The following is a 22587-nucleotide window of genomic DNA, read 5'->3' on the forward strand; positions in this document are numbered from 1 at the left end:
CCGGGGCTTAGTCCTGCGGGGTGAAGGTCAGGTTGAGCGTGCGCGCGAACACCTGTTCGAAGCCGCGGTACGGCAGCGGCTGGGCGTTGAGCACGGCGGCCTCGATCGAGCGCTTGCCGGCCTCGTCATAGGGGCAGTTGGCACCCACCTTGGCCTGCAGCACCTGCCCACCCGGAATCTGGGTGATGGTGATCTGGCACTTCTGCCCCAGCGGCACGCTGTCGGGACGGGTCCACGAACCGCGGATCTTGTTCACCAGCGCGGCGGCGTACTTGGCCGACAGATCATCGCTGGTGCCACCACCGCCACCGGCCGGCTGCGTCTGGCCAGTGCTGCCGGCGTTGGCGCTGCCGGCGGCGTTGCGTGCGGCGGCCACCTGGCGAAGCTTCTGCTCGGCCAGCTTGGCTTCCTTTTCGGCCTGCTCACGCTTGGCGCGGATCTCGGCGATCTTCTTCTGCCGGTCCGCTTCGGCCTTGTCGGCCGCCACGCGCTGCTGCTCGGCAATCTTCTTCTTGGCGTCCTCTTCCTGCTGCTTGGCCAGGCGTGCCTTCTGCTCGGCCTCTTCCTGGCGCTTGCGCTCGGTCAGGTCGATCTGTTCCTGGCGGCGCTTGGCTTCCTGTTCCTGCTTGGCCTTTTCCTGCGAAATGGCCAGGGCATTGACCGCTTCCTGGTCCTGCGTATCGGGCTGGGCCACGCGTTCCTGCGCCTGTTGCTGCTGCGGCGTGGGCGCGTCCTGCGGGCGTGGTTCCTCGATCGGCTGCGGCGGCGGAATGGTGTCTTCGGGCACCGGAATGGGCTCGGCCACCGGCTCGGGCAGCTCTTCCAGCTTTTCCGACTGGCGCAGGGCCTGGCGGGCGGCGGCGGCTTCTGACGACGACACGGCCAGGCTGGCCTCGACCGACGGATCGCCGGCGGCCGCTTCAGTGTTGCGCTGGGGCGACCACAGCCAGGCGCCGATGAAGACCAGCGCGACCAGCAGGTGCACCAGCACGGCCAGGACCAGGGGCAAGCCCCAGCCCGGTTCCTGCTTGTGCGGCGGTGGCAGGGCGTCAGCGTGCATCGGTGGCCAGGCCTACCTTGTCCACTTTCGAACGCTTGATCACGTCCATCGCGGCGATGACCTTTTCATAGGCCACGGCACGGTCGGCGGCCACGATCACGCGCACGTCCTTGTCCTGCGCGGCAATGCCGGACAGGCGGCCTTCCAGTTCCTCGGCGGTGACGGCGGTCGGTTCCTTGGCGTCGGGCAGCTTCAGGCTCAGCTGGCCGTCCTGGCGCACCGACACGATGACCGGGTCCTGCTTGCTTTCCAGCGCCTTGGCGTTGGAGGTGGGCAGATCGACATCGAAACTGAGGGTGAGCAGCGGCGCGGTGACCATGAAGATGATCAGCAGCACCAGCATGACGTCGATATAGGGAACGACGTTGATTTCCGATTTCAGCTTGCGGCGCTTGCGGCGACCGATGGCAGCGGACATGGCTTGGACTCCCGGGTCAGGCGCTTACTCGTCGCCAGCGCTCTGGCGCTGCAGGATGGAGCTGAACTCCTCGGCGAAGGTCTCGAACCGCACCGACATGCGCTCAACGCGGGTGGTGAAGCGGTTGTAGGCCCACACCGCCGGAATGGCCACGAACAGGCCGATGGCGGTGGCGAACAGCGCTTCGGAAATACCCGGGGCCACCGAGGCGATACCGGCCTGGGCGCCGCTGCTGATCATGTCGTGCATGGTCACCATGATGCCGAACACGGTGCCGACCAGGCCCACGTACGGGGCGGTGGAGCCGATGTTGGCCAGCAGTTCCAGGTTGCGTTCCAGCTGGTCCACTTCGCGGGTGTAGGTGGTGCGCATGGCGCGCTGGGCGCCTTCCAGCTGCGCGCGGCCATCCAGGCGGCGCTTGTCGCGCAGGCGGGTGTATTCGCGGAAACCGGCTTCGAAGATGGCTTCCAGGCCGCCCACATTGCGGCTGCGGTCGGTGGCCGAGCTGTACAGCTTGCCCAGGTCGGCGCCGGACCAGAAGCGGTTCTCGAACTCGTCCGCCTCGCGGGTGGCCTGCTTGAACACGCGGGCCTTGCGGAAAATGATGACCCAGCTGACGAACGAACCGATCAGCAGCAGCAGCACGATGATCTTCACCGGCAGGCTGGCCTTGGCCATCAGTTCGAGGTAGTTGATGCCGCCGCCGGTGGTGGCCTGGGCAAGGGTCTGGGTCGCGGCGTTGCTGACGTCTGCCGGCAGTGCCTCGGTGACCGTGGCCTGCAGGGCCAGGAGCGTTGCGATCATCCGTTGTTCCTCAGTGTTCGGATTCAGGGTGGAGGTGGGGGTGCAGCGCGGCCAGGACGGCATCGTCCATGCCACGCGGGCGGAAACTGGCCGCGTCCAGTGCGGCAATGCGGACCTGCGCGGACAGCAGCAGCTGGCCCTCGCGCAGGACCTGCTGGTCGAAGACCATGCTGGCCTTCTTCAGCTGGACCAGGGTGGCGCTCACCTGCAGGGCATCATCCAGCCGGGCCGGCTTGAGGAAGTCCATCTGCATCGAACGCACCGCAAAGACCAGCCCGTGTTCGGCACGCATGCGCTCCTGGCCGTAGCCCAGTGCGCGCATCCATTCGGTCCGGGCCCGTTCCATGAAGGCCACGTAGCGGGCGTGGTAGACCACCCCACCAGCGTCCGTATCTTCCCAGTAAATGCGTGTCGGCCAACTGAATCGCGGTTCAACCGACATCGGGAACCTCCGCGAACAGGTCCTGCGGCGGGTTTTTCGGCTTCAGCCCCATGTGCCGGTACGCCTTGTGGGTGGCCATGCGGCCGCGCGCGGTGCGCACCAGGAAGCCCTGCTGGATCAGGTAGGGTTCAACCACGTCTTCCAGCGTGCCGCGCTCTTCGGACAGCGCCGCGGCCAGCGATTCGATGCCCACCGGGCCACCGTCGAAGTAGTCGACCATGGTTTTGAGCAGGCGCCGGTCCAGTTCGTCGAAGCCTTCCGGGTCGACCTTCAGCATCTGCATGGCGGCCTGGGCCACGGCTTCGTCGATATGGCCGCCGGCCTTGACCTGGGCGTAGTCGCGCACGCGGCGCAGCAGGCGGTTGGCGATACGCGGGGTGCCACGCGCGCGGCGGGCGATCTCCCCTGCCCCGTCGGCGGTGCAGTCGATGCCAAGGATGGCGGCCGAGCGGCGCACGATGCGGGTCAGTTCCTCAACGCTGTAGAACTCCAGGCGCTGCACGATGCCGAAGCGGTCGCGCAGCGGCGCGGTCAGCAGGCCGGCGCGGGTGGTGGCACCGATCAGGGTGAACGGCGGCAGGTCGATCTTGATCGAGCGGGCCGCGGGGCCCTCGCCGATCATGATGTCGATCTGGAAGTCTTCCATCGCCGGGTACAGCACTTCTTCCACCACGGGCGAAAGACGGTGGATTTCGTCGATGAACAGCACATCGTGCGGCTGCAGGTTGGTCAGCAGCGCGGCCAGGTCGCCGGCCTTTTCGATCACCGGGCCGGAGGTGACCCGCAGGGCCACGCCCAGTTCGTTGGCGATCACGTGGCTCAGGGTGGTCTTGCCCAGGCCCGGGGGCCCGAAGATCAGCACGTGGTCCAGCGCATCGCCACGGGCCTTGGCGGCCTGGATGTAGATTTCCATCTGCTCGCGCACCGGCGCCTGGCCCAGGTAATCGGCCAGTCGCTTGGGGCGGATGCTGGCGTCGGCGGCGTCATCCTCGCGGGTGGCGCCGGCGCCAATGATGCGGTCGTCGGTCATCTGCTGATTATGCGGCAAAAGTGCATGGGGTCGGATCCGTTTTCCGGCGGAAAACGGCTCTGACCCCGAACCGGGACACCGGCAACATGGGGTCAGAGCCCTTTTCCTGTGGAAAAGGGATCCGACCCCGCATCTGGATGCGGCGGCATGGGGTCGGATTTCGACCTGGGCGAGATCTGTCGGTAGGTGTCGACCTTGGTCGACACGGGGTCGGATCCGTTTTCCAACGGAAAACGGCTCTGACCCCACTGCCGGATGCGCGACGCATGGGGTCAGAGCTCTTTCCTACGGAAAGGGATCCGACCCCTGCGATCAGATTTCGACCTGCGCGCCGAGTTCGACCAGGCGGTTGCCGGGAATGCGGAAGAAGCCGGTGGCCGGGGCGGCGTTGCGATGCATCAGCGCGAACAGCTTGTCGCGCCAGATCGGCATGCCACGGTTGGCGGTGGCCACGATGGTTTCGCGGCTGGCGAAGAAGGTGGTGTCCATCGGGTCGAAGTAGATGCCGCCGTGGTCGCACGAGCGCATCAGCGCCAGCGGTACGTCCGGGGTTTCCATGAAACCGAAGCGCACGTAGACCCGGTAGAACTCATCGCCCACCGATTCGATCTTCAGCCGCTGCCCTTCCACCGCATAGGGAATGGGCAGGGTTTCCACGTGCAGGAACACGTTGCGCTCGTGCAGCACCTTGTTGTGCTTCAGGTTGTGCATGAGCGCATGCGGGGCCACGGTCGGGTCGGCGGTCAGGAACACCGCGGTGCCCGGCACGCGTACCGGCGGCGCCAGCATCAGGCCCGGCAGGAAGGTGTCGATGCGGATACCGTCCTTGCGGATCTCATCGCGCAGCAGTTCGCGGCCGCGGCGCCAGGTGCGCATCATGGTGAACAGGAAGATGCCCAGCACCACCGGGAACCACGCACCCTGCAGCAGCTTGGCGCCGTTGGCGATGACAAAGCCCAGATCGATGATGAAGAACACCACGCACAGCGGCAGGATCCAGTTGCGCGCCTTGGGCCACAGCGAACGCGCCACCAGGGCCAGCAGCAGGGTGTCGATCAGCATGGTGGCCGACACCGAGATGCCGTAGGCCACGGCCAGGTTGGACGAGCTGCGGAAGGCCAGCACCAGCCCGATCACCATCACCGCGATGCCCCAGTTGATGCCGGGAATGTAGATCTGGCCGATGGTGTCGTGCGAGGTGTGCTTGATGCGCATGCGCGGGATGTAGCCCAGCTGCATGGCCTGGCGCGACACCGAGAACGCGCCGGTGATAACCGACTGCGAAGCGATCACCGCGGCCATGGTGGCCAGGATGATCATCGGGTACAGCGCCCACGACGGCACCGCTTCGAAGAACGGGTTCTTCACCGCTTCGGGGTGGTTGAGCACCAGCGCGCCCTGCCCCAGGTAGTTCAGCACCAGGCACGGCAGCACGAAGAAGTACCAGGCATGGCGGATGGGCTTGGCACCGAAGTGGCCCATGTCTGCGTACAGCGCTTCGCCGCCGGTCACCGCCAGCACCACCGCGCCCAGGATGAAGATGCCGTGCCAGCTGTGGTCCATGAAGAAGCGGATGGCCCACCAGGGGTTGAACGCCTTCAGCACTTCCGGCGAATCGACGATGTTGTAGATGCCGATCGCCGCCAGCGAGATGAACCAGATCGAGGTGATCGGCCCGAACAGCTTGCCGATCTTTTCGGTACCAAAGCGCTGCACCGCGAACACCGCCAGCAGCACCATCACGGTGATCGGCACGATGAACGCATGCAGGCCCGGCGCGGCCACTTCCAGGCCTTCCACCGCGCCGAGCACGGAAATGGCCGGCGTGATCACGCCGTCGCCGAAGAACAGCGAGGCGCCGAAGATGCCGAGGATGCCCACCACGTAGGCCGAGCGCGACCCGTTGCGCAGGGTGCGCTGGGTCAGCGCCATCAGCGCCATGATGCCGCCTTCGCCATCGTTGTCGGCACGCATGATGATGGTCACGTACTTCAGGGTGACCACGATGTTCAGTGCCCAGAACGCCAGCGACAGCACGCCCAGCACGGTGTCGTGGTCACTGGTGAGCCCGTAGTGCGGCGAGAACGCCTCTTTCAGGGTGTACAGCGGGCTGGTGCCGATATCGCCGAACACCACGCCGATCGCACCGATGATCAGCGCCAGACCCCCGGCCGGGGGAGCGTGACCGTGGCCGCCGTGGGCGGCATCGTGCGGAGTTTGACTGCTGGACATGGGGCTCCTGGCGGGGCTCAGGCGTGGTGTAGGGAATGGAAGGCGCGGCTCAGCGCAGCGCCGATTGCAGGGCCTTGCGGATGACCGTGGCCACTTCGTCGCCTTCAGTGAAGGCATCGCGCGCCATGCGGGCCGCTTCGGTGGGCTTGTAGCCCAGCTGCTGCAGGGCCACGGTGGCATCGGCCAGCGGATCGGCCGGTGCCGGGCCGCTGCCGGTGGGCAGCGCACCGCCGGCACCGAACTGGGCGGCGCGGTCACGCAGCTCCAGCACCATGCGCTCGGCGGTCTTCTTGCCGATGCCCGGAATGCGGGTCAAGGCGGTGATGTCGCCGGCCTGGACCATGCGCGCGAACTCTTCCACGGTGACCCCGGACAGCACGGCCAGCGCGATCTTCGCGCCAATGCCGCTGACCTTCTGCACATCGCGGAACAGCCGGCGCTCGCCCTCGCGCAGGAAGCCGTACAGCGAAACGCTGTCTTCCTTCTGCGAATAATGGGTGTACAGGATCACCTCGCGGCCGAGCTCGGGCAGGTCGTAGAAGGTGCTCATCGGCGCCTCCAGCTCGTAGCCCACCCCGTTCACATCCACCACCAGCCACGGCGGCGCCTTGTAGGCGACGATCCCGCGCAGTCGACCGATCATTGCGTGCAGCTCCTCATTTGCGGCCCCACGCCTGGCGGGCACTGAGCCCCAGGCGGTTGGCCGTTGCCCTTACGTGGGCATGGGTGATGGCTACCGCCAACGCGTCGGCCGCGTCGGCCTGCAGCTTGGTTTTCAGGTTCAGCATGAGCCCGACCATGTGTTGGACCTGTTGTTTTTCCGCGCCGCCACGGCCAACCACGGCCAGCTTGATCTCGCTGGCGGCGTATTCGTGCACCGGCAGGTCGCGCAGCACCACCGCGGAAATGGCCGCGCCGCGCGCCTGGCCCAGCTTCAGCGCCGAATCCGGGTTGCGCGCCATGAACACTTTTTCGATGGCCACTTCCTGCGGCTGGAACTCCCGGCACAGATCGGCCAGGCCCAGCACCAGCAGCTTCATGCGCTGGGGGAAATCGTCGGCGCCCAGCAGCACCAGCGGCTGGTGGTGCACGTGGCTGACCTTGCCGGCGGCGTCGACATCAATGATGCCGACCCCGGTCCGCTGGGAACCGGGGTCGATGCCGAGGATGCGGGTCATGCGGCACTCCTGGCCGGGTGGAACGGGAAGCGCTGGCAGGCGTATGGGCTCATGACTGTCCGCGGTGACCGTTCAACGGCCCGCGCCCAGACCGTCGAAGACGGCTCAGGCGTAGGCGTCGGCGCCGAGTTCGGCGTTGGAATACACGTCCTGCACGTCGTCCAGGTCTTCCAGCATGTCCAGCAGCTTCTTCACCTGCAGGGCCACATCGCCTTCGACCTTGATGTCGTTGTCGGCGCGGAAGGTGATTTCCGCGTGCCCGGGCACGTGCCCGGCGGCCGCCATCGCATCCTTGACCGCGTTGAACGCGTCAGGGCTGGTGACCACGTCGATCGAACCGTCGTCCGGGTAGACCACGATGTCATCGGCGCCGGCCTCGATGGCCGCCTCGGTGATCGCCTCTTCGTCGGCGCCCGGAGCGAAGCTGAGCACGCCCAGGCGCTTGAACATGAAGGCGACCGAGCCTTCGGTGCCCATGTTGCCGCCGCACTTGCTGAACGCGTGGCGCACATCGGCCACGGTACGCACGCGGTTGTCGGTCAGGCAGTCGACGATCACGGCCACGCCACCGGGGGCGTAGCCCTCGTAGCGGATTTCCTCGTAATCGACGCCTTCCAGTTCACCGGTGGCCTTCTTGATGGCGCGTTCGATCACGTCCTTGGACATGTTCACGCCCAGGCCCTTGTCCATGGCCACGCGCAGGCGCGGGTTGTTGTTGGGGTCGCCTCCACCGCCGCGCGCGGCAACGCCGATCTCGCGGATGATCTTGGTGAAAATCTTGCCACGCTTCGCGTCGGACGCGTTCTTGCGGGCTTCGATGGAGGGGCCTCTACCCATGGGTGCTACCGTCTGGCTGCTTCAGGATCAAGGCGCGGATTCTACCTGATCGGGGGCGGCAACCGTGTCTAGGGTGGATGGAGGGTGCCGGGTGTGGCCTAGCGAAGAGCGTGCGAACCAAGGTTCGCACCCACCAAGGCAGGTCGGTTCGCACCCACCAGGGCAGGTCGGTTCGCACCCACCCGTGCCGGTCGGTCGCACCCACCAATCTACGCGGCGGCGGCGTCGCGGCTGTGGTCGAACTGGCCGTGCTGCAGGAAATGCGCGGTCTGCCGCGCGGCATCGGGCGATACCACCAGGCCGCTGTGGCTGGTGCGCACCACGCAGTGGTCGGCCAGGCCCGGCAGGCGGGTCTCGTCCAGCGCCACCGTACCGTCGGACGCTTCCCCCATGGCCCCCAGCAGGCTGCCCAGGCCATGCGGCACCGACCCGGCGATCAGCCCGACCTTCGCCCTGCCCTGCCAGTCTGGCAGGCCATCAAGCAGCAGTTCGCTGCTGCGGCCCAGGGCCAGGCCCCAGCCGTGTTCGGACAGCGAGCGCGCGGTGCCACTGCCGCGCAGCGGCGAGCCCAGGCAGACCACCCGCTGCACCGGCAACTGCGGCTGCCGGCGCAGGGCTTCCAGCGCCACCAGCCCGCCCAGGCTGTGGCCGACCAGCGACAGCGGGCCGGTGCCGGCCAGCCGTTCCAGCAACTGCGGCACGGCCACGTCCGGCCCGCCGAAGATCGAGGCGTAACCGAAGGTGTGCACCTGGAACCCACGCGCGCGCAGGCGCCAGGCCAACGGCCCGACCCAGGCGCGGGCATTCCAGATGCCATGCAGCAGCAAAACAGGGGGATTCATGCGTGACAGCCTGGCGTTGGGCGGGGCGGAATCTGCAGTGATTGAACGAAATCGCGGGGCAAGCGCCAGTGAACGCGCTCAGGCCGGGCGCGGTTCGCGGCGCAGGATGAATTCGAGATCGTTGATCTGGCCGACCGGGAACAGGTACTCACCGGCCTTCTGGAAGCCATAGCGGGCATAGAAGCGCTGTGCGCCGAAGTTTTCCGACCACACGCCCAGCCACAGCGTGCGCGGGCCGTCGCGCTCCAGCCAGGCCAGCGCGGTTTCCAGCAGGCGGCTGCCCCAGCCACAGCTCTGCTCGGTCTTCACCAGATACAGGCGCTTGAGCTCGCCATCGCCGGGCTTCACGTCCGGGTGCGGCAGGCCACAGGGGCCGGCGGCGGCATGGCCGACCGCCTCCCCGTCCCGTTCCAGCAGCCACACCGCATAGTCGGGGTGGGCCAGGATGATGCGCTGGCGCTCGACCGTGTAGGCCTCCTCCAGGAAGGCCTGCAGGTCCTGCGGCGGGTACAGATGGCCGAAGGTTTCAGTGAACGTGCGCGCGGCCAGCGCCGACAGGGTCGGCGCGTCGTCCACGGTGGCGCGGCGGATCGAATACATGGGTCGAGTGGACGCCAGGACGACGGTCGGGGTCAAGCCCGTTCCGACGACTCGGTTTCGTCCTCGTCTTCCTCGTCCTCTTCCTCGTATTCCTCTTCGTCCTCGTCCTCGCCTTCTTCTTCCTCGTCCTCGTCGAACTCTTCCTCTTCGTCGTCTTCGTAATCCTCGACGCCGAAGTCTTCACCGTCCCAGCGACCTTCGCCGTCGGCGACGAAGGTCAGTGCCATCGCCGCCGGGTTGGTGCCGACGCGGACCAGCCAACCACCGAAAACACGTGCACGCTCGGTGACCAGAGTGGCCTCGGAGCCTTCATTGCCCAGCTTTTCCCACTCCAGCGAAAACGCGAACTCGGTCATTGCGTGGATCTCCTGATCAGTTGGTCTTGGGGCGAACCTGGATATGCACTTCGGCCAGCTGCACGTCGACGATCGGCGACGGCGCATCGGTCATCAGATCCTGCGCACCGGTGGTCTTCGGGAACGGAATGACGTCGCGGATGGATTCGGTACCGGCCATCAGCGCGGCAATGCGGTCGATGCCGAAGGCGATGCCGCCGTGCGGCGGGGCGCCGTAGTTCAGCGCGTCCAGCAGGAAGCCGAACTTGGCACGGGCTTCTTCGGCGCCGATGCCCAGCAGCTCGAACACTGCGCTCTGCATGTCCGGGCGGTGGATACGGATCGAACCGCCGCCGATTTCATTGCCGTTGAGCACCATGTCGTAGCCGCGCGAAACCGCGGTACGGGCGTTGGCGCGCAGGTCGGCGATATCGTCCACGGCCGGCGCGGTGAAGGGGTGATGCAGGGCGACGTAGCGCTGCTCTTCCTCGTCCCATTCGAACATCGGGAAGTCGGTGACCCACAGCGGCGCCCAACCGTCGGCGACCAGGCCGAAGTCCTTGCCAGCCTTCAGGCGCAGCGCGCCCATGAAGTCGGACACCTTGTTGTAGCCACCGGCACCGAAGAACACGATGTCGCCGTTGCCGGCGCCGACGTGGGCCACCAGCGCAGCGAAACGCTCTTCGCTGAAGAACTTCTGGATGGGCGAGCTGACTTCGCCGTTGTCGGCGATCTTGATGTAGGCCAGGCCCTTGGCGCCGTACTTGGCGGCGTGCGCGGCGTATTCGTCGATCTGCTTGCGCGACAGGGTGGCACCGCCCGGAATGCGCAGCGCGGCCACGCGGCCGTCGGCATCGTTGGCCGGGCCGGTGAACACCGGGAACTCGCTGTCCTTGACCAGTTCGGCCACGTCCACCAGCTCCAGCGCGATGCGCAGGTCCGGCTTGTCCGAGCCGTAGCGGCGCATGGCCTCGGCCCAGGTCATGCGCGGGAAGCTGGCCGCCAGCGGCACGTCCACCACTTCCTTGAAGATGGCGCGGATCATGTCTTCAACGAAATCCTGCACGTCGCGCTCGCGCACGAAGGCGAATTCCATGTCCAGCTGGGTGAATTCCAGCTGGCGGTCGGCGCGCAGGGCTTCGTCGCGGAAGCAGCGCGCGATCTGGTAGTAGCGGTCGAAGCCGGCCACCATCAGGATCTGCTTGAACAGCTGCGGGCTCTGCGGCAGGGCGTAGAACTCGCCCGGGTGCATGCGCGCCGGCACCAGGAAGTCGCGCGCGCCTTCCGGGGTGGCCTTGGTCAGGATCGGGGTTTCGATGTCCTGGAAGCCGCGCTCGTCCAGGTGGCGGCGCAGGGCCTGCACCAGCTTGATGCGGGTGCGCTGCATGCGCTGCATTTCCGGCCGGCGCAGGTCCAGGTAGCGGTACTTCAGGCGGGTGTCTTCGCCCGGGTTCTCGTGGGCGTGGAACGGCAGCGGCGCGGCCTTGTTCAGCACGGTGATGGCGGTGGCGATCACTTCCACCTTGCCGGTGGCGATCTTGTCGTTCACCGCATGGCGCGCGCGCACCACGCCTTCCACCTGCAGCACGTCTTCGTAGCCCAGGCTGGCAGCCACGGCGAACACTTCGGCGTTGTCCACCTCCACGGTCACCTGCACGATGCCTTCATGATCGCGAAGATCGATGAAGCAGACGCCGCCCTGGTTACGGGCCACGTCGGTCCAGCCGGCGAGGGTGACAGTCTGGCCAATCAGGGTCTCGTTGACCAGGCCGCAGAAGTGGGTACGCATGGGGGGAAAGCTCCGCTGGAGAACGCCGGCACCCGACGGGGGCCGGAAAGCCTCGTATTCTGCGGCCGAGGGCCCGGCTGGGGCAAATGCGGACGGTCACGCGGGCTTTATCCACCCCGTCCTTATAGTCGCGCACCACACACCGTATGGGGATTTGCCATGAAAGCGCTGTCCCTGGCCAGTCTGGCCACCACCCTTACCCTGGGCGCCCTTGCCGGGCTGACCCTGTCCCCCGCCCCCGCCGCCGCGCAGACCGGCGTGGTCCGCTGCGAAAGCCAGAACAACCGTGAACGGGTCTGCAGCACCGGCTGGCGCGACGCCCAGCTGGTACGCCAGCTGTCCGGCTCGGCCTGCGTGGAGGGCCGCACCTGGGGCAGCCGCAACGGCAGCATCTGGGTCAACGGCGGCTGCCGCGCCGAATTCGTCGAAGGCCGCGGCGGCTGGGGCGGCAACCACGGCGGCGGTTGGGGCGGCAGCACCATCCGCTGCGAAAGCCAGGACAACCGCGAGCGCACCTGTCCGGTGAACTGGCGCGGGGCCACCCTGGTGCGGCAGATCTCCGGCTCGGCCTGCGTGGAAGGGCAGACCTGGGGCGTGCGTCGCGGCGCCATCTGGGTCAACCGCGGTTGCCGCGGTGAATTCGCCGAAAGCCGCGGCGGCTGGGGCGGTGGCAATGGCGGCGGCTGGGGCGGCGGCAACAGCAACTACACCGTTACCTGCAGCAGCAACAACAACCGTACCCAGAACTGCAACTGGGATGAGCGCCAGGGCCGACCGGTCCTGCAGCAGCAGCTGTCCGGCAGTGCCTGCCAGGAAGGCCGCAGCTGGGGCTACTCGCGCGGCAGCGTGTGGGTCAGCAACGGTTGCCGGGCACGCTTCGGTACCCGCTGAGGCATGGGGTCGGAGCCCCTGCCTGCGGCAGGGGGTCCGACCCCGATCCGCTCAGGGTGCCGACGGGGCGGGGTCGGATCCCTGGCCATCGGCCAGGGCTCTGACCCCTGCGCTGGCTGCTCGACAGGGTCAGAGCCCCTGCCTGCGGCAGGGGATCCGACCCCAATCCGCTCAGGGCCGGGCCGGTGCCTGCTCGGAACCCCACGGCGCCGGCGGCAGCGCCACCGGCTTGCCCAGGTCGAATTCGACGCGGAAACGGCGCCCGCCGGGGCGGGTCAGTTCATAGACGAAGCGCTGGTCCGGCTCGATCTCCATCGCCCACACGTTGTGGGTGGAGGCGAGCATGTCGGCGCGGCGGAACATCGCCACCGAATCGGCATCTGCCGGGAACTGCTGGCGCTGGGCGGTGCCCGGTGGCGTGCTGTCGCCGCCGTACAGGGTGATGACATCGGGGCTGCCATCGGCGTGCCGGTGGTCGTGCTTCAGCTTCAGCCCATGCTCGGTGCGGGTCAGGATCCAGGTGCGCGAATGGTCATCGCCCACATGGAACGGAATGCGCAGCTCATGGCCGGGGTCGTCGCAGCCGCGCACGTGCATCACCAGAGGCTTGCCGGCAAACGGATCGTCACCCGCGGGGGCCGGAGTGTCTTCCACTACCCGGCCGGCGAACGCCTGGCCGCAGTGCGCGGCCACGGCGGCCATGAAGGCATCGGAAGGCGCAGTGGCCACATCGTGGCTGATCGGGGGCTGTTGCTGCGAACAGGCCGCAAGGGCCAGCAGCAGCACGGCGGACATCGAGGCGGAACGGACAGTCATGGCCCCACCCTAACGGCCATGGCCAGCGCGCGCAAACCGCGGGCAGCGGGCACCGCCCCACCCGCTGTGCCCGAACACTATGGCAACGGCGCTGGCGTGCCTGCGTTTGTGTCGCGCGCCGGTGTCGGCTCGATCACTTCAGTCGCCGCCACCGGCGCACCCTCGCCTTCACCGGCAGGTTCCTGCTCCACCGGATCGACATCGAACGGCGTGCGGAACACCAGCGACGGCAGCAGCGTGGTCAGCGCGGCGTACAACAGCAGCGCACCGAACAACACCGCCGGAATCTGGAAGCGCTCGCGCATGATCGCCGCCAGCACCAGGGTGAAGATCAGGGTGGGTGCCAGCGCCAGCGACACCCGCAGGCTGCTGCGGAAGCTTTCGCCGAACATGACCCGGCGCTGCAGCCACACCACGGCGATGCGCAGCGGCAGCACCACCATGGTAATCACCACGCCCAGCCCCAGCGCCTCGAAGCTCAGCGCTTCGCTGGGCACCTTGGTGCCGGCATTGAAGAAGTAGAACGGCACGAAGAACGAGGCGAACAGGCGCAGCGCGTGCAGGTTCTCGTGCGAAGCCAGCAGCGGCATGCGCTGGTGCAGCAGGCGCGCGACCAGGCCGGCGATGAACGCGCCCACCAGGTAGTACACGCCCAGCAGGTAGGTGATGTAGGCCGCCACCATGCCCACCATCACCAGCAGCGAAAATTCCGAACCGGGCGCATGCGGCGCCACCCAGCGACCCAGGGCGATGAACAGCAGCGGCAGGCCGACCATCATCGCCAGCAATGCGCTGCTGGACATGGCCATGTGCCACGGATCGCCGGCCTGCAGCACCACGAACAGCGCCGCCAGCGCCAGCAGTTCACCGGCAATGGCCTTGCTGGTCACCCAGAAACGCTCGTCTTCGCTCAGGCCCAGCCGAGACAGCGAATCCATGATGAAACCGGTGGACGGGGTGAGCAGGGCCAGCGCCAGCAGACCTGCGGCCTGCCACGGCAGGCCCGCATAGCGCCAGGCCAGCCAGCCCACACCGAACAGCGTGGCACTGCGGATGACCAGGTGCGCCAGCAGCGGCCACAGCCCACGCCGCAGCGCGGCCAGATCCACTTCCAGCCCGGCGAACAGGAACAGCGAAGAAATACCCAGCGTTGCCAGCAGGCCGATCACCGCATCGTGCGAACGCTCGCCCAGCCACAGCATGGCGATGATGCCGAACAGCAGGCACGTAAGCGGCGCCGGCAGGCTGAAGCGCTGCAGCGCGCGCGGTATGACCAGCAGCGCGAAGATCAGCAGCAGGTAGATCAGTTCATGGCTCATCGTGACTTCCGTGTGGAACGAACGCGCGCAGCATGCGCGTGGCTGCGCCGCGCTGCAAATCGAACGAGGCTGAAATGCGGGTGTGTTAGGGTGGGACAGGTGTTTTCTCCACCTATTCCATCGAGGCCGCACCCATGTGGCGGCTGACGGCCCTGTTACTCGGCGTGGCGCTGCTGCTGACTGGCAGCGGGCTGCTGGGCACCCTGCTGGCCGTTCGCGGTGGGCAGGAAGGCTTCAGTGCCGGCACCTTGGGCTGGATCATGTCGGCCTACTTCGCCGGCTATTTCATCGGCACCTTCACCGCCCCGCCGTTGATCCGCCGCATCGGCCACAGCCGGGCATTTGCCTTCCACGCCGCGCTGGCCACCATGGCCGTGCTGCTGCACCCATTGTGGATCAGCGCCGCCGGCTGGATCGTGCTGCGCGTGGTGACCGGCATAGCACTGGTGGGCCTGTACACGGTGATCGAAAGCTGGCTCAACGCCGAGCCCGACCCGCAGCGGCGCAGCCGGGTGTTTTCGGTCTACATGATGGTGAACCTGTCGGCGCTGGCGCTGGGCCAGGTGCTGCTGCTGGCCGGCGATACCGGCGCGGCCACCATGTTTTCGCTCACTGCCCTGCTGGTGTGCGCGGCCATGCTGCCGGTTACCGCCACCCGCCTGCAGCAGCCGGAGGTGCCCAGCGTGCCGCGGCTGACGCTGCAGCGCCTGTACGCGCTGGCGCCGGTGGCCACCGTCGCCGCCGCGCTGTCCGGCCTGGCGATGGGGCCGTTCTGGGGCCTGCTGCCGGTGTATGCCGAACAGATCGGCCTGCGCGATGCGCAGGTGCCGCTGTTCATGCTGACGGCAATTGCCGGCGGTGCGTTGCTGCAATGGCCGCTGGGCCGGATCAGCGATGGCCATGACCGTCGGCTGGGCCTGCTGTGCCTGAGCGTGCTGGCCGCCGCCGTGGCCGCGCTGGCCGCATTGCCGCCGCTGTCGCAGCAGGTGCACCTGATGTTCGTGCTGGTGTTCTGCTATGGCGGCCTGGCGTTCGCGCTCTATCCGTTCGCCGTGGCGCATATGCTGGACTACCTGCCCACGCCGGACCTGTTGTCCGGCTGCAGCAGCCTGCTGCTGGTACACGGCATCGGCGCCGCCATCGGGCCGGCGCTGGCCGGTGCGCTGATGCAGCGCTACGGCGCCCCAGCGCTGCCGCTGTACTTCACCGCCGTGCTGACCGCGCTGGCCGCCTTCACCGCCCTGCGCCTGCTGCGCCATGCGCGCCTGCGCACCCACCCGGCACCGTTCCGTCCCATGCTGCGGACCACGCCTGCGGCCCTGGAGCTGATGCCGGAAACCGAATCTCCCACCGTACCCACGAAGGAAGTGCATTGACTGTCGAGTCCCCGACCCTGATTCCGAACCCCCTTCTTTCCAGCAGCACGGCCACCGGGCCACAGCTGATCCTGGCCACCGACCTGGATGGCACCTTCCTGGCCGGCAGCGCCGCCCAGCGCCACCGCCTGTACCGGCTGGTGGACCAGCACCCGGGCATCGCCCTGGTGTTCATTACCGGGCGCGGCCTGGAAGCGGTGATGCCGCTGTTGTCCGACCCGGCCATTCCCCGCCCCGATTACATCGTCTGCGACGTGGGCGCCACCGTGGTGCATGGCCACACCCTGCAGCCCTTGCAGCCGCTGCAGTCGATGATCGACGCGCACTGGCCCGGCGAACAGGTGGTGGCCGAAGCGATGCGGCCGTTCACCGCACTGCAGCGCCAGGATGTTCCGCAGGAACGCCGCTGCTCCTATTTCTGCGATCCGGCCACGCTGGCCCCGTTGCGCGCGCAGATCCAGCAGACCGCGGCGGAACTGGGCTGCGACGTGCTGTATTCGGCCGACCGCTACCTGGACATCCTGCCGCCGGACACCGACAAGGGCCGCACCCTGGCCGCGCTGGCGCGCCTGCTGGAACTGCCGCGCGAGCGCATCCTGGTGGCCGGCGATACCTTGAACGACCTGTCCATGTACCAGGCCGGTTTCCGTGGCGTGTGCGTGGGCGAATCGGAGCCAGCGCTGACTGCAGCCACCGCTGATCTGGCCAACACCTACCACGCCCGCGAACCCGGCTGCGGCGGCATTGTGGAAGCCATCGAACACTTCGGCCTGCTGGCCGCCGATGACCCGTACCTGCATGCGCCGGCCGCCGCACGCGCGCAGGGCGCCGAACTGGTGATGGTCTATCACCGCCTGCCCTTCGATGAAGCCATCGAGGACGGCAAGCTGGTGCAGCGACCGCCGCGTTCGCCGAACGGCATCATCCCCTCGCTGCTGAGCTTCTTCGAAGGTGGCCAGCGCGGCAGCTGGGTGGCCTGGGGCATCGACGACCCCAAGCACCGCCCGTTCCAGCGCCATGTGCAGGTGGACGCGCAGCGCTACCCGACCCTGCGCGCCACCCGCGTACCGCTCAGTCGCCAGGACGTGGACATCTTCTACAAGCGGTTTTCCAAGGAAGCGTTCTGGCCGATGCTGCACGTGTTCTGGGAACGCGCGCGGTTCCGCGAAGACGATTGGCAGGTGTTCCTGAAGGTGAACCGCCGTTTCGCCGAGGCCGTGGCCGACGAAGCCGCGCACGGCGCCACGGTGTGGATCCACGACTACAACCTGTGGATGGTGCCGGCCGCGCTGCGCGAACTGCGCCCGGACCTGAAGATCGCCTTCTTCCACCACACCTACTTCCCCTCCGCCGATGTGTTCAACGTGGTGCCGTGGCGGCGCGAGATCATCGGCAGCCTGCTGTGCTGCGACTACATCGGCTTCCATATTCCGCGCCAGGTGGAAAACTTCGTGGACGTGGTGCGTGGCGCCATGCCGGCCGAGCGCCTGGCCTGGGAAAGCTGCGCGCCGCGCTTTTTGACCTATGGCTGCGCGGTGGGCCTGGACACCATGACCACCCGCCTGCGCGTGGGCGACCGCGATGTGGCGCTGGGCGCGCACCCGGTGGGCACCGACGTGCGCCGCATCCGCAACCTGCTGGCGCGTGCCGAGGTGCGCAACGATCTGTTCAAGCTGCGCCGCGAGATCGGCGCACGCAAGCTGGTGCTGTCGGTGGAACGGCTGGACTACACCAAGGGCACCCTGGCCAAACTGGAAGCCTTCGAACGCGTGCTGGAACAGCACCCCGAGCACTGCGGCAAGGTCACCCTGCTGATGGTCTGCGTGCCAGCCGCGCGCGAGATGACCGTCTACCGCACGCTGCAGAACCAGATCGAACAGGCGGTTGGCCGCATCAATGGCCGCTTCTCGCGGCTGGACTGGACGCCGGTGCGCTTCTTCGCCCAGGCCCTGCCGTTCGAACAGGTGGTGGCGCACTACGCCGCCGCGCAGGTGATGTGGATCACCCCGCTGCGTGATGGCCTGAACCTGGTGGCCAAGGAATTCGTCGCCACCCAGGGCATTGAAGGCACGCCCGGCGTGCTGGTGCTGAGCGAGTTCGCCGGCGCGGCGGCCGAGTTGAAGGGCGCGGTGCTGACCAATCCGCACGACCCGGCCGATCTGGCCGCCGGCCTGCTGCAGGCGCTGTCCATGCCCGAAGAAGAGGCCAGCGCGCGCCTGCGCCAGTTGCAGGGCATCGTGGAGTACTACGACGTGGACCGCTGGGGCCGTGATTTCCTGGCCGCGGTAGAAGGCAGCGACACACCAGCCAGCTGACGCACTGGGGTCGAATCCGTTTACACCGGAAGCGGCTCCGACCCCGCACCGCGCCGCTGCACTTCAGCCGATCAGTGCATCGGCCAGTGCGCCGACACGCGCCAGCACTGCAGCGCGCTGCGCCTCGTCCACGCTGGCGCCCTGCAGATACGCGGTGATGACCCACGGCGTACCGCCCGCACGTGGCCACAGCACGGCGATGTCATTGCGCGTGTCCTCACCATTGCTGCCGGTCTTGTCACCCACCCGCCAGCGCGGGCCCAGGCCCGCGCGCAGGCAGGCATCGCCGGTCTGGTTGTCGACCAGCCAATCGGCGAACTGCAGCCGCGAGGGCGGAGGAAGGCCATCGCCCACCGCGAACCGGGCCAGACTGGCTGCCATCGCCGCCGGGCTGGTGGTGTCGCGCGGGTCGCCCTTCGCGAAACGGTTCATGTCCGGCTCGTAGCGATCATTGCGGGTGACCGTGTCGCCCTGCGCGCGCAGGAAGGCGGTCAGCGCCGCCGGCCCCCCGTTCACCCCCAGCAGCAGGTTGGCGGCGGTGTTGTCACTGGTGGTCAGCGTGCCCCGGCACAGGTCGCGCACACTCAGGTCCTTGCCGACATGGCGGCGGGCTACCGGGGCGTAGGACAACAGATCCCGTTCGGTGATCGGCACGCGGGTGTCCAGCGAAAGGCGACCGGCATCGGCCAGGCTCAGGATGTGGGCCACCAGCATCGATTTGAACGTACTGCACATCGGGAAGCGCTCGTCCTGGCGGTGCCCGCCCAGGCGACGGCCGCTGCCGGTATCCAGCACGGTCACGCCAAGGCGGCCGCCGCTGGCTTTTTCCAGCGCGGCGAAATCCACCGCACCGGCAATGGCGGCGGACATGGCCGGGCTGGCAGGGGCAGGCGCGGCGGCCCGCGCCAAGGCGGGCGCAAGCAGGGACGATGCGATGGCGGCACCACTGAGTTGCAGGAATCGACGGCGGGCGTGCATGGGCGGGCTCCGGGAAACGAACCCGGATTATTGAAAGCGTGGTGCACACGTGACCAACGCGAGTTTTCAGGGCAAGACATAAACAAATCTAATGCCTGACGTGTTCAACCCTTTATTTGACGGCTGCATGGGTTAACACGCTAGGATGCACCCATCAGCCTGCCTCACACCTCCCGATGCTGCACCCCACCCTGCCGCTCAACGCCCTGCGCGCCTTCGAGGCCGCGGCCCGCCACCAGAACTTCACCCGTGCGGCGCTGGAGCTGTGCGTCAGCCAAGCCGCGTTGAGCCACCAGATCCGTGGGCTGGAAGACCGGCTGGGCATCCGCCTGTTCCACCGCCTGCCACGCGGGGTAGCACTCACCGACGAGGGCGCCGCACTGTTCCCGGTGCTGCATGAAGCGTTCGAGCGCATCTCGGCCAGCATCGCCCGCTACACCGGTGGGCCAGCGCGCGAGGTGCTGACGATCGGGGTGGTGGGCACGTTCGCCACCGGTTGGCTGCTGCCGCGCATGGCGGCCTTCGAGGCAGCGCACCCGGATATCGAGCTGCGCCTGCAGACCCACAACAACCGTATCGATCTGGCCGGCGAAGGACTGGACCTGGCCATCCGCTTCGGTGAGGGCGACTGGCAGGGGCAACACTGCACGGCCATCCTGGAGGCACCCTTCGCGCCGCTGTGTGCGCCCGCGCTGGCGCGCCGGTTGAAGCACCCCCGCGATCTGGCCGCGGTGACGCTGCTGCGCTCGTACCGCAGCGACGAATGGCCGCGCTGGCTGCAGGCGGCCGCCACCAGCGGCGTGGAGGCCAGAGGCCCGGTGTTCGACTCTTCGCTGACCCTGGCTGCCGCTGCAGCCGGTGGCGCCGGCGTGGCGCTGCTGCCGCTGCGCATGTTCGAACAGGAACTGGCCGAAGGGCGCCTGCTGCAGCCGTTTGCCACCACGCTGGAGCTGGGCCGCTACTGGTTGACCCGGCTGCGCTCGCGCAGCGAACGCGAACCGGCCAAGCGATTCCGCGAATGGTTGCAGGCGCAGGGCGGGTGATGCCGCCGGGCATGGCCCGGCGCTACCGATGGATCGCGTACGCCGATGCCGCCGGGCATGGCCCGGCGCTACCGATGGATCGCGTACGCCGCTGATGCCGCCGGGCACGGCCCGGCGCTACCGATGGATCGCGTACGCCGCTGATGCCGCCGGGCATGGCCCGGCGCTACCGATGGATCGCGAATACCGCTGATGCCGCCGGGCATGGCCCGGCGCTACCGATGGATCGCGTACGCCGCTGATGCCGCCGGGCACGGCCCGGCGCTACCGATGGATCGCGAATACCGCTGATGCCGCCGGGCACGGCCCGGCGCTACCCGCGTTCGCGGTGCCTCGGTAGCGCCGGGCCATGCCCGGCGAGCGCAGCGGATCGGGGAAAGCCGCCGGGCCGTGCCCGGCGGACGCCATCAGGCTTCCAGCAATTCCATCCACGCCGCTTCGGCTTTTTCCAGCTGCGCGGCAGCAGTCTCGCGCTCGCGCCCCAGCACGGCCATGCGGGTGGCATCGGCGTAGTTGGCCGGGTCGGCCAGCTGGCGGTCCAGCTCGGCCAGGCTGGCTTCCAGCTCGGCCACCTTGGCTTCCGCGCTGGCCAGCTTGTGCGGGTTGGCCGGCTTCTTCTGCACCACTTGCGCCACCGGTGCGGTCTTGACCACCACCGGCTCTTCCACCTGCTCCATGCGCGCCTTGGTGCCCTGTGCCTGCGGACGGGTGCGCAGCCAGGCGGCGTAGGCATCCAGGTCGCCATCGAACGGCTCGACCACACCATCGGCCACGCGCCAGTAGGTATCGCAGACCAGGCCGATCAGATGGCGGTCATGCGACACCATCACGATGGCGCCCTCGAAGGTGGCCAGCGCTTCGGCCAGCGCCTCGCGCATCTCCAGATCCAGGTGGTTGGTCGGTTCGTCCAGCAGCAGCACGTTCGGCTGCTGCCAGGCGATCAGGGCCAGCGCCAGGCGCGCGCGCTCGCCACCGGAAAAACCGTCGACCGGCTCGAAGGCGCGGTCACCGGGGAAATTCCACTTACCCAGGAAATCGCGGAAGGCCTGGTTCGGCGCGTCCGGGGCGATCTCGCGGAAATGCTCGATCGGCGACTGCCCTTCGTGCAGCGATTCCACCGTGTGCTGGGCGAAGTAGCCGATGCGCAGGTCCGGGTGCGCCGAGCGCTCGCCGGCAATCGGCTTCAGCTCACCCACCAGGGTCTTCACCAGGGTGGTCTTACCGGCGCCGTTGGGGCCCAGCAGGCCGATGCGCTGGCCCGCTTCCAGGCCGAAGCCCACGTTGTTGAGGATCACCGCGTCGCTGCCATAACCAGCCTCGACATGGTTCAGGCGGATCAGCGAGAACGGCAGCCTGGCCGGCGGTGCGAATTCGATGCGGAATTCACGCTCGGCACGCACCGCTTCGGTACCGGCCAGCTTGGCCAGTCGCTTCATGCGGCTCTGCGCCTGCGCCGCCTTGCTGGCCTGCGCCTTGAAGCGGTCGATGAAGCTCTGCAGGTGGGCGCGCTCGGCCTGTTCCTTCTCGTGCGCGATCTGCTGCTGGCGCAGCTGTTCGGCGCGCTGGCGCTCGAAGTCGGTGTAGCCACCGGGGTACAGCTTGGCCCCGCCACCGTGCAGGTGCAGGGTGTGGGTGGCCACGTTGTCCAGGAACTCGCGGTCGTGCGAGATCAGCAGCAGGGTGCCCGGGTACTTCAGCAGCCACTGTTCCAGCCAGTACACCGCGTCCAGATCCAGGTGGTTGGTCGGTTCGTCCAGCAGCAGCAGGTCGCTGGGCATCATCAGCGCGCGCGCCAGGTTCAGGCGCACGCGCCAGCCGCCGGAGAACGAGGACACCGCGCGGTGGTGGGTCTCGGCCGGGAAGCCCAGGCCGTGCAGCAGCTTGCCGGCGCGCGCTTCGGCGTCGTAGGCGTTCAGCTCAGCCATGCGCGTATGCGCTTCGGCCACCGCTTCCCAGTCTTCGCGGGCGGTGGCATCGGCCTCGGCGGCCAGCACCGCGGCCACTTCGGTATCGCCACCCAGCACGAAGCTCAGCGCCGGGTCGGGCAGCGACGGGGTTTCCTGGGCCACGCTGGCGATGCGCACCTTGCCGGGCAGGTCCACATCGCCCTTGTCGGCTTCCAGTTCGCCCTTCACTGCAGCGAACAGGCTGGACTTGCCGGCCCCGTTACGGCCAACCACGCCCACCCGGTAACCGGCGTGCAGGGTCAGGTCGACGTTGGACAACAGCAGCCGCTCGCCGCGGCGCAAGGCGAAATTACGAAGCGAAATCATGGGGGAAGG

General features: G+C 67.9%; 21 protein-coding genes. 4 read left to right on the forward strand and 17 right to left on the reverse strand.

From position 1 onward, the window contains the following. Positions 1 to 7: 7 nt before the first annotated feature. The 13 genes from tolA to aspS form a co-directional block, all read right to left on the reverse strand. Complete coding sequence (tolA, locus tag C1931_RS15455) at positions 8 to 1060, reverse strand: cell envelope integrity protein TolA (protein WP_108756971.1); 1053 nt, start codon at positions 1058 to 1060, stop codon at positions 8 to 10. Continuing rightward, entirely contained in the window at positions 1050 to 1478 is a 429-nt protein-coding gene (gene tolR, locus C1931_RS15460) for a protein TolR (protein ID WP_108753920.1), read from the reverse strand. Before tolR ends, tolA begins: the two co-directional genes overlap by 11 nt. A gap of 24 nt (positions 1479 to 1502) precedes the next feature. Beyond that, positions 1503 to 2282, reverse strand: coding sequence for a protein TolQ (gene tolQ / locus C1931_RS15465; RefSeq protein ID WP_108750848.1), 780 nt, complete (start codon positions 2280 to 2282; stop codon positions 1503 to 1505). A 10-nt stretch (positions 2283 to 2292) separates the two neighbouring features. Next, a complete protein-coding gene (gene ybgC / locus C1931_RS15470; protein WP_108750849.1) occupies positions 2293 to 2724 on the reverse strand; it encodes a tol-pal system-associated acyl-CoA thioesterase in 432 nt (143 codons plus the stop codon). Further along, complete coding sequence (gene ruvB / locus C1931_RS15475; protein ID WP_108750850.1) at positions 2714 to 3754, reverse strand: Holliday junction branch migration DNA helicase RuvB; 1041 nt, start codon at positions 3752 to 3754, stop codon at positions 2714 to 2716. The genes ybgC and ruvB overlap by 11 nt, the downstream gene beginning before the upstream one ends. Before the next feature lie 312 nt (positions 3755 to 4066). Beyond that, the gene (locus tag C1931_RS15480; protein ID WP_108750851.1) at positions 4067 to 5986 is read right to left on the reverse strand and encodes a potassium transporter Kup; all 1920 of its coding nucleotides are present in this window, start codon (positions 5984 to 5986) and stop codon (positions 4067 to 4069) included. Positions 5987 to 6035: 49 nt separating this feature from the next. Further along, a complete protein-coding gene (ruvA, locus tag C1931_RS15485; RefSeq protein WP_108756972.1) occupies positions 6036 to 6629 on the reverse strand; it encodes a Holliday junction branch migration protein RuvA in 594 nt (197 codons plus the stop codon). 13 nt (positions 6630 to 6642) lie between these two features. Further along, a complete protein-coding gene (gene ruvC / locus C1931_RS15490) occupies positions 6643 to 7164 on the reverse strand; it encodes a crossover junction endodeoxyribonuclease RuvC (RefSeq protein ID WP_108750853.1) in 522 nt (173 codons plus the stop codon). 105 nt (positions 7165 to 7269) lie between these two features. After that, positions 7270 to 8001 (reverse strand): YebC/PmpR family DNA-binding transcriptional regulator, encoded by a 732-nt coding sequence (locus C1931_RS15495; protein ID WP_108753923.1) that lies wholly within the window; start codon positions 7999 to 8001, stop codon positions 7270 to 7272. Between the two features lie 209 nt (positions 8002 to 8210). Beyond that, the gene (locus tag C1931_RS15500; RefSeq protein ID WP_108753924.1) at positions 8211 to 8843 is read right to left on the reverse strand and encodes a cobalamin adenosyltransferase; all 633 of its coding nucleotides are present in this window, start codon (positions 8841 to 8843) and stop codon (positions 8211 to 8213) included. Positions 8844 to 8921: 78 nt separating this feature from the next. Beyond that, a complete protein-coding gene (locus tag C1931_RS15505; RefSeq protein ID WP_108756973.1) occupies positions 8922 to 9443 on the reverse strand; it encodes a GNAT family N-acetyltransferase in 522 nt (173 codons plus the stop codon). Positions 9444 to 9475: 32 nt separating this feature from the next. Then, complete coding sequence (locus C1931_RS20445) at positions 9476 to 9799, reverse strand: DNA primase (protein ID WP_108756974.1); 324 nt, start codon at positions 9797 to 9799, stop codon at positions 9476 to 9478. A 16-nt stretch (positions 9800 to 9815) separates the two neighbouring features. Next, a complete protein-coding gene (gene aspS / locus C1931_RS15515) occupies positions 9816 to 11567 on the reverse strand; it encodes an aspartate--tRNA ligase (protein WP_108756975.1) in 1752 nt (583 codons plus the stop codon). Between the two features lie 159 nt (positions 11568 to 11726). On the opposite strand from aspS, the gene C1931_RS15520 reads away from it, so the two are divergent. Then, on the forward strand, positions 11727 to 12458 hold the full coding sequence (locus tag C1931_RS15520) for a DUF3011 domain-containing protein (protein WP_108756976.1): 732 nt from the start codon (positions 11727 to 11729) through the stop codon (positions 12456 to 12458). A gap of 171 nt (positions 12459 to 12629) precedes the next feature. On the opposite strand, the gene C1931_RS15525 is transcribed toward C1931_RS15520, so the two are convergent. Both C1931_RS15525 and C1931_RS15530 read right to left on the reverse strand, forming a co-directional pair. Continuing rightward, entirely contained in the window at positions 12630 to 13274 is a 645-nt protein-coding gene (locus C1931_RS15525; protein WP_108756977.1) for a hypothetical protein, read from the reverse strand. A gap of 77 nt (positions 13275 to 13351) precedes the next feature. Further along, positions 13352 to 14593, reverse strand: coding sequence for a cation:proton antiporter (locus C1931_RS15530; RefSeq protein ID WP_108756978.1), 1242 nt, complete (start codon positions 14591 to 14593; stop codon positions 13352 to 13354). Positions 14594 to 14727: 134 nt separating this feature from the next. On the opposite strand from C1931_RS15530, the gene C1931_RS15535 reads away from it, so the two are divergent. Both C1931_RS15535 and ggpS read left to right on the forward strand, forming a co-directional pair. Next, complete coding sequence (locus C1931_RS15535) at positions 14728 to 15969, forward strand: MFS transporter (protein ID WP_108756979.1); 1242 nt, start codon at positions 14728 to 14730, stop codon at positions 15967 to 15969. Between the two features lie 65 nt (positions 15970 to 16034). Beyond that, a complete protein-coding gene (gene ggpS, locus C1931_RS15540; RefSeq protein WP_108757782.1) occupies positions 16035 to 18284 on the forward strand; it encodes a glucosylglycerol-phosphate synthase in 2250 nt (749 codons plus the stop codon). 63 nt (positions 18285 to 18347) lie between these two features. Here ggpS and blaL2 read toward each other — a convergent pair whose 3' ends face one another. Then, the gene (blaL2, locus tag C1931_RS15545; protein ID WP_108756980.1) at positions 18348 to 19262 is read right to left on the reverse strand and encodes a L2 family extended-spectrum class A beta-lactamase; all 915 of its coding nucleotides are present in this window, start codon (positions 19260 to 19262) and stop codon (positions 18348 to 18350) included. Between the two features lie 176 nt (positions 19263 to 19438). Between blaL2 and ampR the strand changes: the two genes are divergently transcribed. After that, positions 19439 to 20305: a LysR family transcriptional regulator AmpR gene (ampR, locus tag C1931_RS15550; RefSeq protein ID WP_108756981.1), complete on the forward strand. Its 867-nt coding sequence runs from the start codon at positions 19439 to 19441 to the stop codon at positions 20303 to 20305. Positions 20306 to 20712: 407 nt separating this feature from the next. On the opposite strand, the gene C1931_RS15555 is transcribed toward ampR, so the two are convergent. After that, a complete protein-coding gene (locus C1931_RS15555) occupies positions 20713 to 22578 on the reverse strand; it encodes an ABC-F family ATP-binding cassette domain-containing protein (protein WP_108756982.1) in 1866 nt (621 codons plus the stop codon). Positions 22579 to 22587 lie beyond the last annotated feature (9 nt).

Origin of the sequence: Stenotrophomonas sp. YAU14A_MKIMI4_1 (assembly GCF_003086855.1) — a bacterium.
Lineage (GTDB): Bacteria > Pseudomonadota > Gammaproteobacteria > Xanthomonadales > Xanthomonadaceae > Stenotrophomonas.